Raw genomic sequence first — 16,072 nt, 5'->3', positions numbered from 1 at the left:
TCGTATTCACCGATGGCCATACCTGTAGAAAGCAGAAATATGGTACATATAAACCATATAATTAGGATTCAGGAATGACCGACTATGGCGTATTATGGTGATACCGACGCGCAGGAAACCCAAGAGTGGCAGGACGCGTTTGATTCAGTTTTGCAGCACATGGGAACCGAGCGTGCGGCATTTTTATTAGAAAAACTTTATCAACGGGCAATCGCGAAACACGTTCCCATTCAGCGTCTAAATACGCCTTATTTAAATACCATTTCCGTTGAAGAGCAACCACCAATGCCGGGTGATCAGGATATGGAACGTCGTATCCGCGCCCTGATTCGCTGGAATGCACTGGCAATGGTACTGCGTGCCAACAAAACGGGCGATGACCTTGGTGGTCACCTGGCCAGTTTTGCTTCTTCTGCCACCCTTTATGATGTCGGCTTTAACCATTTCTTCCGTGCCAATAGCGATAACTTTGGCGGCGACATGATCTATTATCAAGGTCACTGTGCTCCGGGTATCTATGCACGTTCTTTCCTTGAAGGCCGTCTGACGGAAGAGCATTTAAATAATTTCCGCCGTGAAGTGGGTGGTAAAGGTCTGCCATCTTACCCACACCCATACCTGATGCCAGACTACTGGCAGTTCCCGACCGTATCCATGGGTCTGGGTCCGATCATGTCAATCTATCAGGCGCATATTCAAAAATACCTGATGAACCGTGGCCTGATCAAAGAAGAAGACCGTAAAGTCTGGGCTTATCTGGGCGATGGCGAGATGGACGAACCGGAAAGCCTGGGTGCAATCTCGCTGGCCGGTCGTGAAAAGCTCGACAACCTGATCTGGGTGGTGAACTGTAACCTGCAGCGTCTGGATGGCCCGGTACGTGGTAACGGTAAAATTATTCAGGAACTGGAATCACTGTTCCGCGGCGCAGGCTGGCGTGTAATTAAAGTGGTCTGGGGCCGTCATTGGGACCCGCTACTGGATAAAGATAAATCTGGCGCGCTGAAAGCAGTGATGGAAGAAGCGGTTGATGGTGACTATCAGCGTTATCAGGTGAAAGGTGGTGCTTACACCCGTGCGCACTTCTTTGGCCGTTATCCGGAAGCTGAAGAGCTGGTGAAAAACTTAAGCGATGAAGATATTGATAATCTGAACCGCGGCGGTCACGACCCGTACAAGGTATTTGCCGCCTATACCGAAGCGACCAAAGCCAAAGGTCAGCCAACCGTGATTCTGGCCAAAACCGTAAAAGGCTATGGTCTGTCTGAAGAAATTGAAGCGGTGAACAAAACTCACCAAATCAAGAAAATGCAGCTTGAATCACTGAAATATGTACGTAACCGTTTCAACCTGCCATTTACTGATGAGCAGCTGGAAGAAGTGCCATTCTATCGTCCAAGTGAAAACTCGCCTGAAATTAAATATATGAAGGCGCGTCGTGAAGCACTGGGCGGCTACTTGCCGGCACGTCGTAAAGACAGCGAGTCTCTCGCGATTCCTGAGCTGTCGGTGTTTGATGCAGTGCTAAAAGGTTCAAACGGTAAAGAACAATCGACCACCATGGTGATGGTGCGCCTGATCTCTGCGCTGTTAAAAGAAAAAGCCATTAAAGACCGCGTGGTGCCAATTGTTCCAGATGAAGCGCGTACCTTCGGTCTGGAAGGTATGTTCCGTCAACTGGGTATTTATGCCGCACATGGCCAGAAATACACTCCGGAAGACCAGGAACAGTTGATGCATTACCGTGAAGCCAAAGACGGTCACATGCTGCAGGAAGGGATTAACGAAGCCGGTGCGATGAGTGCCTGGGCGGCGTTGGCGACCAGTTATTCGACCAATAACCTGCCAATGATTCCGATGTACATGTACTACTCGATGTTTGGTTTCCAGCGAATCGGCGATATTGCCTGGGCAGCCGGTGATGCACAGGCGCAAGGTTTCTTGCTCGGTGCAACCGCAGGCCGTACTACCCTGAACGGTGAAGGTTTACAGCACCAGGACGGTCACTCGCACATTCTGGCCAATACCATTCCAAACTGTGTCTCTTATGACCCATGTTTCGGTTATGAACTGGCGGTTATCGTCCATGACGGTTTACAACGCATGTATGTCAATCAGGAACGTGTATTCTATTACCTGACGGTTATGAACGAGAACTACGAGCATCCTGAAATGCCGCAGGGCGTTGAAGAAGGCATCAAGCGTGGTATGTATCTGCTTGAAGAAGATGAGAAAGCCACGGTTCAGCTTCTTGGTTCCGGCGTGATTCTGCGTGAAGTGATTAAAGCCGCGAAAATCCTGCGTGAGGAATACCAGATTCACTCCAATGTCTACAGCGTGACCAGCTTCAACGAACTGGCGCGTGATGGTATGGCATGCGAAGAATACAACCGTCTGCATCCGCTGGCGGAAGAAGCCAAAGAGCCGTGGGTATCGAAACAGCTGCGTGGTACGGACGGTATTGTGGTATCTGCAACTGACCATATGCGTGCTTATAGCGAACAAATCCGTGCTTATTTGCCAGACAGCCGTCCGTTTGTGGCGCTGGGTACAGATGGTTATGGCCGTTCGGATACACGTGCCAACCTGCGTAGCTACTTTGGTGTCGATGCCGCGCACATTGTGGTGGCGACCTTGAAGAAACTGGCCGATGAAGGCGAAGTTGATGCGCGTCTGGTCAAAGATGCCATTTCAAGCTTTGAGCTGGATACCGACCGTCCGGTCGCGTGGGCACCACAGGCTACGCCTGAGCTGCACGCTGTGGCTGACTACAAAGAGGAGAACTAATCATGCACATTACGACTCCTGATATTGGTGTAGATAAAGCCACCGTGGCTGAAATTCTGGTCAAAGTCGGCGATAGCATCGCGGTCGATGACAGTATTGTGTTGCTGGAATCCGACAAAGCCTCTGTTGAAGTGCCAAGCACTTCAGCCGGGGTGGTGAAAAGCATTCTGGTCAATCAGGGTGATGAAGTCGCAGAAGGCGCGGTGCTGATTGAACTGGAAGCCGAAGATGGAACGTCACAAGCCGTTGAACCACAACTGGCCGATGCACCGCAAAAAACGTCGGAAAACACCCCGACCTCATTGTCTGATCAGGACATTATTGCGGAAGTGAGCAGCCATCAACCTGCAGCCTCACAAAACCAGACAGCAGCGGCTAGCAGTTCTGCAACCGTTGAAGTGAAAGTGCCGGATATTGGTGTAGAAAAAGCGCTGGTTGGTGAAATTCTGGTTCAGGTCGGCGATCAGATTGATGTTGATCAGAGCATTGTGGTGGTGGAATCGGACAAAGCTACAGTAGAAGTGCCAAGTACGGTATCGGGTACCGTGGCTTCTATTGAGATTCAGGTTGGCGATAGCGTCAAAGAAGGCGTGCTGATTCTGACTGTGACCACGGCAGAGGCAGCACCAGCAGCTAAACAGGCGCAAGCTCAAGCCGAACAGCAACTCGCTGCTCAGGCGGTGCCTGAAGCCAAAGCTGAACCAGCAGCCCCAGCTTCTGCAGCACCGGCGGGTGATGTCGAAGTGAAGGTCCCGGATTTAGGGGTTGATAAAGCCGCGGTTGCAGAAATTCTGGTTCAGGTCGGTGATACGGTCGAAAAAGATCAAAGTATTATTGTGGTGGAATCGGACAAGGCCACGGTTGAAGTGCCAAGTACCGCCGCGGGTGTAATCAAGGCGATTCATGTCGAGCTGGGCCAGAATGTGTCAGAAGGCATTGCCTTGGTGACTATTGAGGCGGAAGGTCAGACAGCGCCTGCACCGCAAGCAGCAAAAGCTGAAGCGCCAGCACAAAAAGCCGCACCTGCTGCGCCAGCCGCACAGGCCTCAAGCGCTGTACCGAGTACACATACTGCAGACAAGCTCACCAAAGAGCAAAATGCAGCGAACTCGAAAGTATATGCTGGTCCTGCAGTGCGTAAACTGGCACGTGAACTGGGTGTCATCTTGGCCGATGTCAAAGCTTCCGGTCCACATGCACGGGTCATGAAAGAAGACTTGGTGGCCTATGTGAAGTCGCGTCTGACAGCACCGCAAACTGCTCCGGCGGCCGCAGCGGTGGCAGCAGCACCATCGGGCTTGCCGAAATTGCCAAGTTTCGATGCGTTTGGTGGTGTGGAAGAGAAAGCTTTAACCCGCTTGCAGCAAGTGTCCATTCCGCAGCTGTCTTTAAACAACTACATTCCGCAAGTAACCCAGTTTGATGCAGCAGACATCACCGAACTGGAAGCATGGCGTAATGAGCTGAAAGGCAACTTCAAGAAAGAGGGCATCAGCCTGACCATTATGGCCTTTATCATTAAGGCAGTGGCGTACTTGCTGAAAGAAGAGCGCGAGTTTGCCGGTCACTTGTCTGATGATGGTAAGTCCGTGCTGCTCCGTAATGAAATCCATATGGGGATTGCGGTAGCGACACCAGATGGCCTGACGGTACCGGTACTGCGTAATCCGGATCAAAAATCAATTAAGCAGATTGCAGTTGAATTGGGCGAGCTGGGCCAAAAAGCGCGTGACAAGAAACTGTCACCGAAAGACCTGCAAGGCGCCAACTTTACCATTTCCAGCCTTGGCGCAATTGGTGGTACTGCCTTTACGCCGCTGGTGAATTGGCCGCAAGTGGCAATTCTGGGGATTTCTCCAGCCACCATGCAACCGGTCTGGAATGGCGAAGGCTTTGATCCACGCTTAATGCTGCCGTTGTCGCTGTCTTATGATCACCGTGTGATTAATGGCGCAGATGCAGCCAGATTTACCAACAAGCTGACCAAGCTGCTCAAAGATATCCGGACTTTGTTAATCTAAAACTCCGCTTGGTGTTTCTCTGTGACAGAGAACGTGCAAAGTTGAAAAAACCCTGCTTCGGCAGGGTTTTTGCTTTTGGTACTTGAGTTTTTTCTGTGGCCGATTACAATAACAGCACTTCATTGGGGAGTAGCCGCTTTTTACGCAAAGTAAAAAGGTGATGGTCAACATATTTGCTCAACAGGGCATGGTCATCATAGCAAAGAACCAAAATGCTTTTCTCAAGCTTTCTTTTGTTGGCAAGACCTTTGATTTATCACTCTGCAGATTTGGCTAGCAGGAGGGATAGGTCATTGGTATGTGTGCTAGCCAGAGAAATCCATCATGTATGAATTCCTGATCTCAACTGCAATTGTCGCTTTGGCCGAAATGGGTGATAAAACCCAGCTGTTGGCCCTGTTACTGGCGGCCCGCTTCCGTAAACCGCTGCCAATTCTGCTGGCGATTCTGGCCGCTACCCTGATCAATCACGGTTTATCTGCAGCCTTGGGACAATGGATTACCACCATTTTAAGTCCTGAAATTCTGCGCTGGATTCTGGCACTCGGTTTTATTGGAATGGCGATCTGGATGCTGATTCCGGATCAGCTGGATGATGAAAATGAAAGCATCAACAAATGGCAGAAATACGGAGTGTTTGGTGCCACCTTTATTCTGTTCTTCCTGGCAGAAATTGGCGATAAAACCCAGATTGCAACCGTGGCGCTGGCTGCGCGTTTTGACAGTATTTTCTGGGTGATGATTGGCACCACCTTGGGGATGATGATTGCCAATGCGCCGGCAGTATTTATCGGCAATAAAATGGCAGAGAAATTACCGGTATCCTTGATTCATAAAATTGGTGCACTGATTTTCCTGATTATCGGGGTCAGCACCTTGTTGCAATATTATTTCTTTTAAAGGCTGCTACTGATTTTGGCCCAATCTTCCCGGTTGGGCTTTTTTATGGGCTGAACCTGACCCGTGCTTCTACAAAATAGTTGAAAGTTAAATTGTATATTGATTGTAAGTTGGCGGAATACCCTTTATTTTATAGGGAATTAAAAATTTAATGTAAAGATAAGATTTTTTTGGGGACAAGGTATGGCGTTCGATCGCACCACATCACAAGTATTATTTGATAATGGCACGCATAAATGTATCAGTTTCACCAGTCTGGTCAAAGGTGAGGGCGTACAGGCCAACCAGTTTCTGATTCTGGACAATGACCATGCCGCAGTTCTGGACCCGGGCGGCGATTTGACCTATGTACCGCTAACCATGGAACTGAATAAATATACCCGCCTGACCAATCTGGACTATGTGATGGCATCACATCAGGACCCGGATATTATTACCTCAATGCCGCGCTGGCTGGTGTATACCGATGCCAAAGTGGTGGCTTCGAAATTGTGGGCGCGTTTCTTGCCGCACTTGAACTCGGCCTTTATGAGTGACCGGATGAAAGGCAACTGGCTGGAGCGTCTGATTGAACTGCCAGATCATGGCCAGGTGATTCCATTGGGACAGGCATCCATTGTCGCCATTCCTGCGCATTTTCTGCATTCGGTCGGTAATTTCCAGTTTTATGATCCGGTGGCCAAAATCCTGTTTTCCGGTGATATGGGTGCTTCAATGGTCGAAGATGCGTCCAAGCCGTTAGAAAACTTTGCCGCGCATATTCCAAAAATGAAAGCTTTTCATCAGCGTTATATGTGTGCCAATAAAGTCATCCGTTTATGGGTGAATATGGTGCGTCAAATGGATGTTGAAATGATTGTACCGCAGCATGGTACCGCGTTTGTGGGCAAGGAGCAGATCAACCAGTTCCTGGACTGGATTGAAACGCTGGAATGCGGTGTCGACCTGATGGATGAGTCGGTATTTACCTGTCCGACTTAAGCCAAAAAATCGCGTAAAAAAACTGAAAAAATAACTTGAGTGTAAAAACAACATTTTTTATATTTTCTTCCCCAAAAAAACTCTTTTTTGATGACGAGAATTTTAACAATGTTGTCTCAAGTTGCTTCCTCAGATGCGTGTCTTAGCTGCGGCGCATGCTGCACCTATTTTAGAGTTTCATTTTACTGGGCAGAAGGCATTCCCATGCCTGAGCATTATACCGAACCGGTAAATGCCCTCTATTCATGCATGAAAGGGACCAATCAGGCCAATCCGCGTTGTATTGCGCTGGAGGGAACGGTCGGACAACAGGTCAGCTGCTCTATGTACGAGCAGCGCAGTTCCAGTTGCAAAGAGGTACAGATTGCCGATGAGCAGTGCAATAAGGCACGCCGTGCGCATAACCTGATTCCTTTAGTGCTGGTCGAAGCGGCCAATGATGGCCAGGACCCGGATTTTGACCGGGTCAGTTAAAGACTTCAGCATCCAGATGCTGTTATCGTAGAAAAGCAGGCCATGGCCTGCTTTTTTCATCAGCAAACTCATCCGAATTGTCAGGATGTGCGGAATAAATAATTATTTATGCAATAACAAATGAAATTTATAGCAAGATTTGTTTATAATAGCGCACGGAAATTACCAGTGAGACTGTTATGTTGACCATCGTTCAAGAAGCGCTAACCTTCGATGATGTCTTATTACTCCCTGCCTACTCAACTGTCCTCCCAAAAGATGTCTCTCTAAAGACACGTTTAACTCGCGGCATTAATCTGAATATTCCTCTTGTGTCTGCAGCCATGGATACGGTGACTGAATCCCGTATGGCCATTGCAATGGCGCAAAATGGCGGTATTGGTATCCTGCATAAAAACATGGATATCGCAGCGCAGGCGGCTGAAGTACGTCGTGTGAAAAAATTTGAAGCCGGTATGGTCAAAGACCCGATCACTGTGACCCCAGAAACCACAGTACGTGAACTGATTGCCTTAACCCAAGCCAACAACATCAGCGGTGTGCCTGTGGTGAAAGATGGCAAAGTGGTGGGCATCGTCACTGGTCGTGATACACGCTTTGAAACCAATCTGGAGCAGCCGGTCAGCAACATCATGACTGGTCAGGACCGTCTGGTGACGGTGCGTGAAGGCGAATCAAAAGAAAATATCCAGGCACTGTTGCAACAGCACCGTATTGAAAAAGTACTGGTGGTGGGTGAGAACAACGAACTGCGTGGTTTAATTACGGTCACCGATTTCCGTAAAGCCGAACTTTATCCAAACAGCTGTAAAGATGACCTCGGTCGTTTACGCGTAGGTGCTGCAGTGGGTACCGGTGTAGAAACCCCAAGCCGTGTAGAAGCGCTGGTTGAAGCTGGTGTGGACGTGATTGTAGTCGATACTGCACACGGTCACTCTGCCGGTGTAATTGAACGCGTACGCTGGGTAAAACAGAACTATCCGCAAGTGCAGGTCATTGGTGGTAACATCGCAACGGGTGATGCTGCGCTTGCGTTATTAGATGCCGGTGCAGATGCAGTGAAAGTCGGTATTGGTCCGGGTTCTATCTGTACCACCCGTATTGTGGCCGGTATTGGTATGCCGCAAATCTCGGCGATTGACTCTGTAGCAAATGCATTAAAAGAACAGATTCCATTGATCGCGGATGGTGGTATCCGTTTCTCTGGCGATATGGCCAAAGCGATTGGCGCAGGGGCCAGCACGATTATGGTCGGTTCACTGCTGGCTGGTACTGAAGAAGCACCGGGCGAAGTTGAATTCTTCCAGGGCCGTTATTACAAGGCTTATCGTGGTATGGGTTCATTGGGTGCCATGGCGGGTGCAACCGGTTCTGCAGACCGTTACTTCCAGGACTCTAAAGCCGGTGCTGAAAAGCTGGTGCCAGAAGGTATTGAAGGTCGCGTACCGTACAAAGGCCCAATGGGTAATATCGTGCATCAGATGATGGGTGGTTTACGTTCATCAATGGGTTATACCGGTTCTTCAACCATTGAAGACCTGCGTCAGAATGCCAAATTCGTGAAGATTACTGCAGCCGGTATGTCTGAATCTCACGTGCATGATGTGACCATTACCAAAGAAGCACCGAACTATCGCGTTGGTTGATTTTTGGTAATTCGCCTTATAGAAAAGCCGTCATAAATGTGACGGCTTTTTTAATTTTGGTGTAAAGTAAGCGTGTTGAAACAGGATGATGAAAATCACCATAACCCTATAAGAAGTGAGTAAGACATGAGTTATTTTGGAACCGATGGTATACGTGGCAAGTTTGGGGAGCTTCCAATTACACCAGAGTTTGCATTGAAACTAGGTTTCGCGGCAGGTAAAGTTTTAAAAAAATACAGCAAGAAAAATAAACCGATTGTGGTACTGGGCAAAGATACCCGTCTGTCAGGTTATATTCTGGAATCGGCGCTACAGGCTGGTCTGAACGCTGCCGGTATTTATGTACATTTACTGGGGCCATTGCCGACCCCCGCGATTGCACATTTAACCCGTGCCTTACATGCCAGTCTGGGCATTGTCATTTCTGCATCGCATAACCCGTATTTTGATAACGGGATTAAATTCTTCTCCAGCGAAGGCAAAAAACTGCCGGATGAACTGCAGGAAGCGATTAATCAAGAACTCGAAAATGAAATTCAGATTGAAGATAACGCCAATCTGGGTAAAAGCTTCCGCGTTAAAGACTCTGCCGGACGTTATATCGAATTCTGTAAATCGACCTTTCCTTATCATTTCGATCTGAACCATTTAAAAATTGTGGTGGACTGTGCCAATGGTGCAGCCTATAACGTTGGTCCGGCGGTATTTAAAGAGCTGGGTGCCAAGGTCATTCCGCTATATAACACCCCAGATGGTCTGAATATTAATGAAGATTGTGGTTCGACCCATCCGGAACAGTTACAGCAGGCGGTGGTAGAACATCAGGCGGATTTGGGCATTGCCTTTGATGGCGATGCTGACCGGGTAATTATGGTCGACAAAAATGGTGAGCAGATCACCGGTGATCATATCCTTTATATTCTGGCAACGCAGGCCAAAAACAAACCGGCAGGTATTGCCGGAACTGTCATGAGCAATATGGCACTGGAACTGGCGTTAGAAAAAGCTGGAGTCGAGTTTGTCCGGGCCAAAGTTGGTGACCGCTATGTGTTGCAGGCGCTTGAGGAAAATGGCTGGAATATCGGCGGTGAGCCATCGGGCCATGTCCTGACTCTGGATAAAAGCACCACTGGTGATGCGATTATTGCCGCATTACAGGTCTTAACCGTCATGGTAGAACAGGGTAAAGCCCTGCATGAGCTGGTTGCCGATTTTAAACTGTTCCCGCAAGTGTTGGTAAATGTGCGTTTAGAGGCCATGTTTGACCCATATGCCGTGCCTGCTTTAGTGGAAGAATTTGGCAAAGCAGAAGCACAGCTGCAAGGTCGTGGCCGTATCCTGATTCGTAAGTCAGGCACTGAACCGGTAATTCGTGTAATGGTCGAAGGGGATGACCAGCAGGAAGTCACGTTACTGGCCAACCATCTGGCCGATGCCGTGCGTCATCATGCGATTGCTGCCTAAGGGGAGTATAGATGTCTGATTTAATTAAAGACTTAAGTGAATTACGTTTAAGCTATCAAAAAGGCGAGCTGCATGAGTCAGCCGCTTTGGCTGATCCGCATCAGCAGTTTTTAAACTGGTTTAATCATGCGCTGGAAATCAAGCTGCATGAACCCTATGCCATGTCTTTAGCCACAGCCAATGCGCAGGGCCGTCCGCATGTGCGTACCGTGCTACTGCGCGGTGCAACCGAACTTGGTTATGACTTTTATACCAACTATGACAGCCAGAAAGGCACCGACTTACTGGAAAATCCTTATGCGGAATTGCTGTTTTACTGGCCGGAACTGGAACGCCAGATCCGGATTAGCGGCCGGGTGAGTAAAATTCCTGAGGAGGAGTCGCATCTGTACTATAACAAGCGTCCACGTGATAGCCAGATTGCGGCGCATATCAGCACCCCGCAAAGTGGTGTGATTGCCAGCCGTGAAGCATTGCAACAGCGTTTTGCACAGCTTGCTGCCCAGGTGGGTGAGCAGGATGTACTGAGCAAGCCGGAATTCTGGGGCGGCTATCGTCTGGAACCGGATTATTATGAATTTTGGCAGGGGCGCCCGAATCGTTTACATGACCGTTTGAGTTATGAAAAAACTGATGGGGCATGGACACTGCAACGACTGATGCCTTAAATGTCGAATATACAGATTAAACAACGACCTTTTCTGACACGCCCTGAAAGTTTTCAGGGCGTGACACCGTTAATTGCCCAGATTTTGGCGCGACGTGGTGTGCAATCCGAACAGGAACTGGAACTGAAGCTGAAACACTTGCTGGCGCCGACCATGAAAGGGCTGGATCAGGCCATTCAGCTTCTGGATCGGGCCATTGACGGGCACAAAGAGATTGTCATTGTTGGTGATTATGATGCCGATGGTGCCACCAGTACCGCCTTAATGGTACTGGCCTTGCGTGAATTGGGTGCCAAGGTGCAGTATCTGGTGCCGGACCGGTTTAAATATGGGTATGGCCTGACCCCGGCAATTGCCGATCTGGCCTTTACCCGTTTTCAGCCTGATTTATTAATTACCGTTGATAATGGTATTTCCAGTCATGCCGGCGTGGAACAGGCGCAAGCGCATGGTATGCAGGTTATTATTACCGACCATCACCTGACCACCAAAGCTACACCAGCGGCGGATGCCGTCGTCAATCCGAACCAGCTCGGCTGCGAATTTCCAAGTAAAGCCTTGGCGGGCGTCGGGGTAGCATTTTATGTCTTGGCCAACCTGTCCAGCTATCGTAAAAAACAAGGCAAATCCAGCAGCAACCTGACCCAATATCTGGATCTGGTGGCCTTGGGTACCTATGCCGACGTGGCCAGTCTGGATTATAACAACCGCATTCTGGTCGATGCCGGACTAAAAAAAATCCAGCAACATCTGTGTCGGCCGGGAATTTCAGCACTGCTGGATATAGCCGGACGAGAGGCAGCCAGCCTAAAAGCCCAGGATTTAGGTTTTGTGTTGGGACCACGAATTAATGCCGCGGGCCGAATGGAAACCATGGATATTGGTATTGAATGTCTGCTGGCCAATGATGCACAAACTGCTTATCGCTTCGCTGAACAGTTAAACCAGTTAAATGTAGAGCGTCGTCAGGTTGAAGGGCAGATCAAGCAGGAAGCATTGCAGGAACTGGAAAAAATCCAGCTCGATGCTAGCGAACTGCCTGCGGCCTTAATCATGTTTGAGCCGCACTGGCATCAAGGGGTGATTGGTATTGTCGCAGGTCGGCTGAAAGAACAGTTCCATCGCCCGAGTATTGTGTTTGCGGCTGATGAAGATGGTATTCATATTAAAGGGTCGGCACGTTCCATTGATGGTATTCATATCCGTGATGCGATTGAACAGGTAGCCGAGCAGTATCCGCATCTGGTCAGCCATTTTGGTGGACATGCAGCTGCGGCCGGACTGACCATTCAAAAAGCTCATTTTCAGGAATTTAGGCAGATTTTTGAACAGCTGATTGCCAGCATGGACCCTGAGCTGTTTCAGGCCACCTTATGGACCGATGGTGAATTGCCGGTAGAAGATTTTCATTTAGAAACTGTGCATACCTTGCAGCACTTGGCGCCGTGGGGGCAGAAATTTCCACCGCCAATTTTTGAGGGACAATTTCAGATTGTAGATTATCGCTGGTTAAAAGACAGCCATTTAAAGCTGCGTCTGGCTTTAAATAACGGGCAGGTATTAGATGCAATTGCTTTTAGCGCCAAAGATAAATTTGCATTTGACCCGATGCAGGATAGCGTGCATTTGGTCTATGAGCTGGAACGCAATGAGTTTAATGGCAATGTCAGCTTACAGCTGCGGATTTTACATTTACAACAATAAAAAACCGCTCGAGTGAGCGGTTTTTTACCTTTTAATCGGAATGATTAGAAGCGGTATGCACCACGTACACCGAAGATATCAGTATTGTCACCAAAATCAATTGAGCCTTCTAAGCTAACTTGTTGGTTAAAGAATTTCTTGGCACGAATAGTAAAAACATCCTTACCTTCTAGATCTGAGTCAGAGAATCCTAAGCCAACACTGAAAGTTTTGTCGAGGTATAGGTCTGCACCTAAATTATATGCATCGATATCACCGAAGCTTGCACCACCTTCAAAATTCATGTCGTATTGGCCGACTTGAGTCACATATTTAGCACGTAAAGTTGGGTCAATTTCATCATCTGCATCATCTTGAGAAATGCCAATAAGACCGATCGCAACTAAGAAGCCAGGCACAGGTAAATAACCGACTTCAGCTGTATAACTAGTCTCATCAACAGCATCATTATCAAAATGAGAAATATTGCCGCTCAAATAAAAATCTGAGTTCGGAACAAAGTATTCAATACCTGCATCAATGCCAAACGTGTCTGAATCATCTTGATAGCTTAATGCACCATTTACATTGCTGGCACGGTTTAAGAATGCAGCTTCATTTAGAGGCGAATTTTTGACTTGGACCGAGTTGAAGTAGTAAGTCCCATCAATAGCAAAACCTACATCTGAACCACCTTGGTCACGATCAATAATATCAATTGAGGCTCCAACTTCAGTTTGGTAAGCATGTGCAGTTCCTAGGCCAGCAAGAAGTGCTGTAGCAAGCGCAAGTTTTTTAAGCATTTAGATTTCTCTCTTTGTTATAAGAATATGACTGTTTTATGAACAGTTGTAACAAATTGTACAGTTTATATTCGCCCAGTCAATGTGCAAAAACTACCTAAATGCTTCTTATCAGTGCAAAAAACCCATCCGAAGATGGGTTTTTTTACGATTTATGCGTTTCTATACAGATTAGAAGCGGTATTTTGCTGCTACACCAAAGCGGTTGTAGTCGTTGCTACCTGCTTCACCGAAACCGACACGACCTTCAAGGCTGACTTGCTGGTTAATGAACTTACGTGCATTGATACCGAATTCGCTGCGATCCGTAATATCATTGTTGTGATAATCAGCACCGACACTGAAGGTTTTGTCAATGAAATAATCTGCTGCCAGATTGTATTCGTCTAGATCACCAAAAGCTGCACCTGCTTCCAGGTTAATGTCTTTACCATTGCTTAAAGTGGTGACATATTTGGCACGTAAGGTAGGGTCTACACCATCATCATTGTCGTTATCCCAACCTTTTACACCCGCTGCAATCAATAGACCTGGAGCTGGTAAATAACCAACTTCTACACCGTAAGTAGTTAAATCGTTATCAATCTCATCATTATCTTGCAGATCATGACCATTCACGTTACCGCTCAGGTAAAAGTCAGAATTCGGTACGAAATACTCTGCACCTACGCCATAACGATGCGCTTCACTGTCACCAATCTCATTATATTGATAGTGAGCATTTACGTTACTGGCACGATCAAGGAAAGCTGCCTCTGCTAATGGTGCATTACGTGTTTGAACTGGATTGAAGTAATATGTACCATCAACACCGAAAGAGCCACTGGTTCCACCGTTATCAGGATCAAATACGCCTGCTGATGCACCAATTTCAGCTTGGTATGCGTTCGCAGTACCAGTGATAGCCAAAGCTGAAAGTAGGGCTGATGCGATTGCTAATTTTTTCATGGAAATTACCCCTCTGAAATCTGGTTAACAGTTAAACTTTTTGTTACAACTTTTAGTCTAGGCTAAAAAATTTCAGCGTCAATCATCAGAAAGTTACCGCATTGTTTCAGTCGTAAGTTTGTGTAATGATTCGATCTTAAGTTATTGAAATAAAAATGAAATAATTAAATGTTTTGTTTTATTAAAACTATGTAGATTTTGTGAATTTTCTAAATATTGACTATAAAATCATCAAATATGTGTCAGTTCTCCTTCAACGCTAGAGCAAATGGAAATTGCAGATCTAAATATTTCAGGCAAATTTAAGCTGAATATGCGTAGGCAATGGCCGTCTAAGTTTATATCCATCATTTTAGCTGCGCGGATGCAGGCGCCTCTTACTCCTGATTGGCTCTATGCTACAATACACGGGTTTTATCGATATTTTTTTGAGAGCATTCACGTGGAAATTAATCCTTATCTAAACCAGCTAAAAGACTTGAACGAACGTGGTCAAACACTACGGGGGTATCTTTGACTACGATCTTAAAAAAGAGCGTTTAGAAGAAGTTCTCCGTGAATTGGAAGATCCGGCCATCTGGAATGACCAGAACCGCGCCCAAGCCATGGCCAAAGAAAAAGGCGAGCTTGAGAACGTTCTGAATGTATTAGACGGTCTGGCAACACAGCTCGAAGATGCGCAGGCAATGCTGGATCTGGCGGTGGAAGCCGATGAAGAAGCCATGCTGGAAGATGTGCAGGCCGAATTGAGCGCCGCTGAAGAAGAGTTGGCAAAACTTGAATTCCGCCGGATGTTTAACAATCCAATGGACCCGAACCCGTGCTATGTTGAAATTCAGGCCGGTTCTGGCGGTACCGAAGCACAAGACTGGGCTTCAATGCTACTGCGTATGTATATGCGCTGGATTGAGCGTCATGGCTTTAAGGCCGAGCTGATGGAAGAATCAGACGGTGATGTGGCCGGGATTAAATCTGCGACTATTCGTGTAGAAGGCGAGTATGCTTATGGCTGGTTGCGGACTGAATCGGGTGTCCATCGTTTGGTGCGTAAGTCACCATTTGACTCGGGTAACCGCCGTCATACGTCATTCTCTGCAGTGTTCGTTTCACCTGAAGTAGATGACAATATTGAAATTGAAATCAATCCGTCAGATGTCCGTACCGATACCTATCGTGCATCGGGTGCTGGTGGTCAGCACATTAACAAAACTGACTCTGCCGTGCGTTTAACCCACATTCCAACCGGTATTGTGGTGGCCTGTCAGAACCAGCGTTCACAACATGCCAACCGTGACCATGCCTGGAAACAGTTACGTGCCAAACTCTATGAACTGGAGATGAACAAACGTAACGAAGCTGCGCAAGCGCTTGAAGATTCCAAGTCAGATATCGGCTGGGGCAGCCAGATCCGTTCTTATGTATTGGATGACTCGCGGATTAAAGACCTGCGTACCGGTGTCGAAAACTCCAACACAGGTGCAGTGCTGGACGGTGATCTGGACAAATTTATTGAAGCGAGCTTAAAGCAGGGGCTTTAAGCCGCTGGCAATAAGAAAGTATCAACAACAAGGCACTAGCAGTGTAAAACTAATATATCTAAAAAAATCGATATATAAATCGAAAAAATACGATATATTGGATAAGAACACTGAATAGTGCTTTGTTGCGTTCCTTGAACACAGCCTGATGCGACGTGC

At 47.5% G+C, this 16,072-nt stretch carries 12 protein-coding genes and 1 riboswitch; of the genes, 10 read left to right on the top strand and 2 right to left on the bottom strand.

Annotated features, from left to right (window positions below):
• Positions 1–84 precede the first annotated feature (84 nt).
• The 9 genes from aceE to recJ all read left to right on the top strand — a co-directional run bounded on the left by aceE (position 85) and on the right by recJ (position 12,645).
• Positions 85–2,787 carry a pyruvate dehydrogenase (acetyl-transferring), homodimeric type gene (gene aceE / locus FTT68_RS10590; RefSeq protein ID WP_005180803.1) on the top strand — a complete coding sequence of 901 codons (2,703 nt, stop codon included), beginning with the start codon at positions 85–87 and terminating at the stop codon, positions 2,785–2,787.
• A gap of 2 nt (positions 2,788–2,789) precedes the next feature.
• Positions 2,790–4,808 (top strand): 2-oxo acid dehydrogenase subunit E2, encoded by a 2,019-nt coding sequence (locus tag FTT68_RS10585; protein WP_180057137.1) that lies wholly within the window; start codon positions 2,790–2,792, stop codon positions 4,806–4,808.
• Between the two features lie 112 nt (positions 4,809–4,920).
• Positions 4,921–5,061, top strand: a riboswitch (yybP-ykoY riboswitch).
• A 71-nt stretch (positions 5,062–5,132) separates the two neighbouring features.
• Complete coding sequence (locus FTT68_RS10580; protein WP_016658743.1) at positions 5,133–5,708, top strand: TMEM165/GDT1 family protein; 576 nt, start codon at positions 5,133–5,135, stop codon at positions 5,706–5,708.
• 183 nt (positions 5,709–5,891) lie between these two features.
• On the top strand, positions 5,892–6,689 hold the full coding sequence (locus FTT68_RS10575) for an MBL fold metallo-hydrolase (protein WP_180057135.1): 798 nt from the start codon (positions 5,892–5,894) through the stop codon (positions 6,687–6,689).
• Between the two features lie 108 nt (positions 6,690–6,797).
• A complete protein-coding gene (locus FTT68_RS10570; protein ID WP_075167288.1) occupies positions 6,798–7,163 on the top strand; it encodes a YkgJ family cysteine cluster protein in 366 nt (121 codons plus the stop codon).
• 179 nt (positions 7,164–7,342) lie between these two features.
• On the top strand, positions 7,343–8,809 hold the full coding sequence (guaB, locus tag FTT68_RS10565; protein WP_005180795.1) for an IMP dehydrogenase: 1,467 nt from the start codon (positions 7,343–7,345) through the stop codon (positions 8,807–8,809).
• 126 nt (positions 8,810–8,935) lie between these two features.
• Complete coding sequence (gene glmM / locus FTT68_RS10560; protein WP_045796225.1) at positions 8,936–10,273, top strand: phosphoglucosamine mutase; 1,338 nt, start codon at positions 8,936–8,938, stop codon at positions 10,271–10,273.
• An 11-nt stretch (positions 10,274–10,284) separates the two neighbouring features.
• Positions 10,285–10,941: a pyridoxamine 5'-phosphate oxidase gene (pdxH, locus tag FTT68_RS10555; RefSeq protein WP_104471918.1), complete on the top strand. Its 657-nt coding sequence runs from the start codon at positions 10,285–10,287 to the stop codon at positions 10,939–10,941.
• A complete protein-coding gene (gene recJ, locus FTT68_RS10550; protein WP_180057133.1) occupies positions 10,942–12,645 on the top strand; it encodes a single-stranded-DNA-specific exonuclease RecJ in 1,704 nt (567 codons plus the stop codon).
• Between the two features lie 44 nt (positions 12,646–12,689).
• On the opposite strand, the gene FTT68_RS10545 is transcribed toward recJ, so the two are convergent.
• Both FTT68_RS10545 and FTT68_RS10540 read right to left on the bottom strand, forming a co-directional pair.
• On the bottom strand, positions 12,690–13,427 hold the full coding sequence (locus FTT68_RS10545) for a putative porin (protein ID WP_180057131.1): 738 nt from the start codon (positions 13,425–13,427) through the stop codon (positions 12,690–12,692).
• A 171-nt stretch (positions 13,428–13,598) separates the two neighbouring features.
• The gene (locus FTT68_RS10540) at positions 13,599–14,375 is read right to left on the bottom strand and encodes a putative porin (RefSeq protein WP_180057129.1); all 777 of its coding nucleotides are present in this window, start codon (positions 14,373–14,375) and stop codon (positions 13,599–13,601) included.
• Between the two features lie 442 nt (positions 14,376–14,817).
• Here FTT68_RS10540 and prfB point away from each other — a divergent pair.
• Positions 14,818–15,913 (top strand): peptide chain release factor 2 gene (prfB, locus tag FTT68_RS10535; RefSeq protein ID WP_104470758.1). Its coding sequence is split into 2 segments (ribosomal slippage): positions 14,818–14,889 and positions 14,891–15,913, totalling 1,095 coding nucleotides; the frame shifts between segments, so codons are not numbered across the junction.
• Positions 15,914–16,072: the final 159 nt, after the last annotated feature.

It is taken from the genome of Acinetobacter sp. Q85-2 (assembly GCF_013420555.1).
Classification (GTDB): domain Bacteria; phylum Pseudomonadota; class Gammaproteobacteria; order Pseudomonadales; family Moraxellaceae; genus Acinetobacter; species Acinetobacter indicus.
The sequence above is the reverse complement of the archived record's forward strand: the minus strand, read 5'-3'. Positions and strand labels throughout refer to the sequence as shown.

Bases quoted from the DNA above. Each gene is read 5' to 3' on its own strand.
- glmM (WP_045796225.1), top strand. From the start codon at position 8,936: ATGAGTTATTTTGGAACCGATGGTATACGTGGCAAGTTTGGGGAGCTT.
- guaB (WP_005180795.1), top strand. From the start codon at position 7,343: ATGTTGACCATCGTTCAAGAAGCGCTAACCTTCGATGATGTCTTATTA.
- FTT68_RS10580 (WP_016658743.1), top strand. From the start codon at position 5,133: ATGTATGAATTCCTGATCTCAACTGCAATTGTCGCTTTGGCCGAAATG.
- FTT68_RS10540 (WP_180057129.1), bottom strand. From the start codon at position 14,375: ATGAAAAAATTAGCAATCGCATCAGCCCTACTTTCAGCTTTGGCTATC.
- FTT68_RS10585 (WP_180057137.1), top strand. From the start codon at position 2,790: ATGCACATTACGACTCCTGATATTGGTGTAGATAAAGCCACCGTGGCT.
- FTT68_RS10545 (WP_180057131.1), bottom strand. From the start codon at position 13,427: ATGCTTAAAAAACTTGCGCTTGCTACAGCACTTCTTGCTGGCCTAGGA.
- recJ (WP_180057133.1), top strand. From the start codon at position 10,942: ATGTCGAATATACAGATTAAACAACGACCTTTTCTGACACGCCCTGAA.
- FTT68_RS10570 (WP_075167288.1), top strand. From the start codon at position 6,798: ATGTTGTCTCAAGTTGCTTCCTCAGATGCGTGTCTTAGCTGCGGCGCA.
- FTT68_RS10575 (WP_180057135.1), top strand. From the start codon at position 5,892: ATGGCGTTCGATCGCACCACATCACAAGTATTATTTGATAATGGCACG.
- aceE (WP_005180803.1), top strand. From the start codon at position 85: ATGGCGTATTATGGTGATACCGACGCGCAGGAAACCCAAGAGTGGCAG.
- pdxH (WP_104471918.1), top strand. From the start codon at position 10,285: ATGTCTGATTTAATTAAAGACTTAAGTGAATTACGTTTAAGCTATCAA.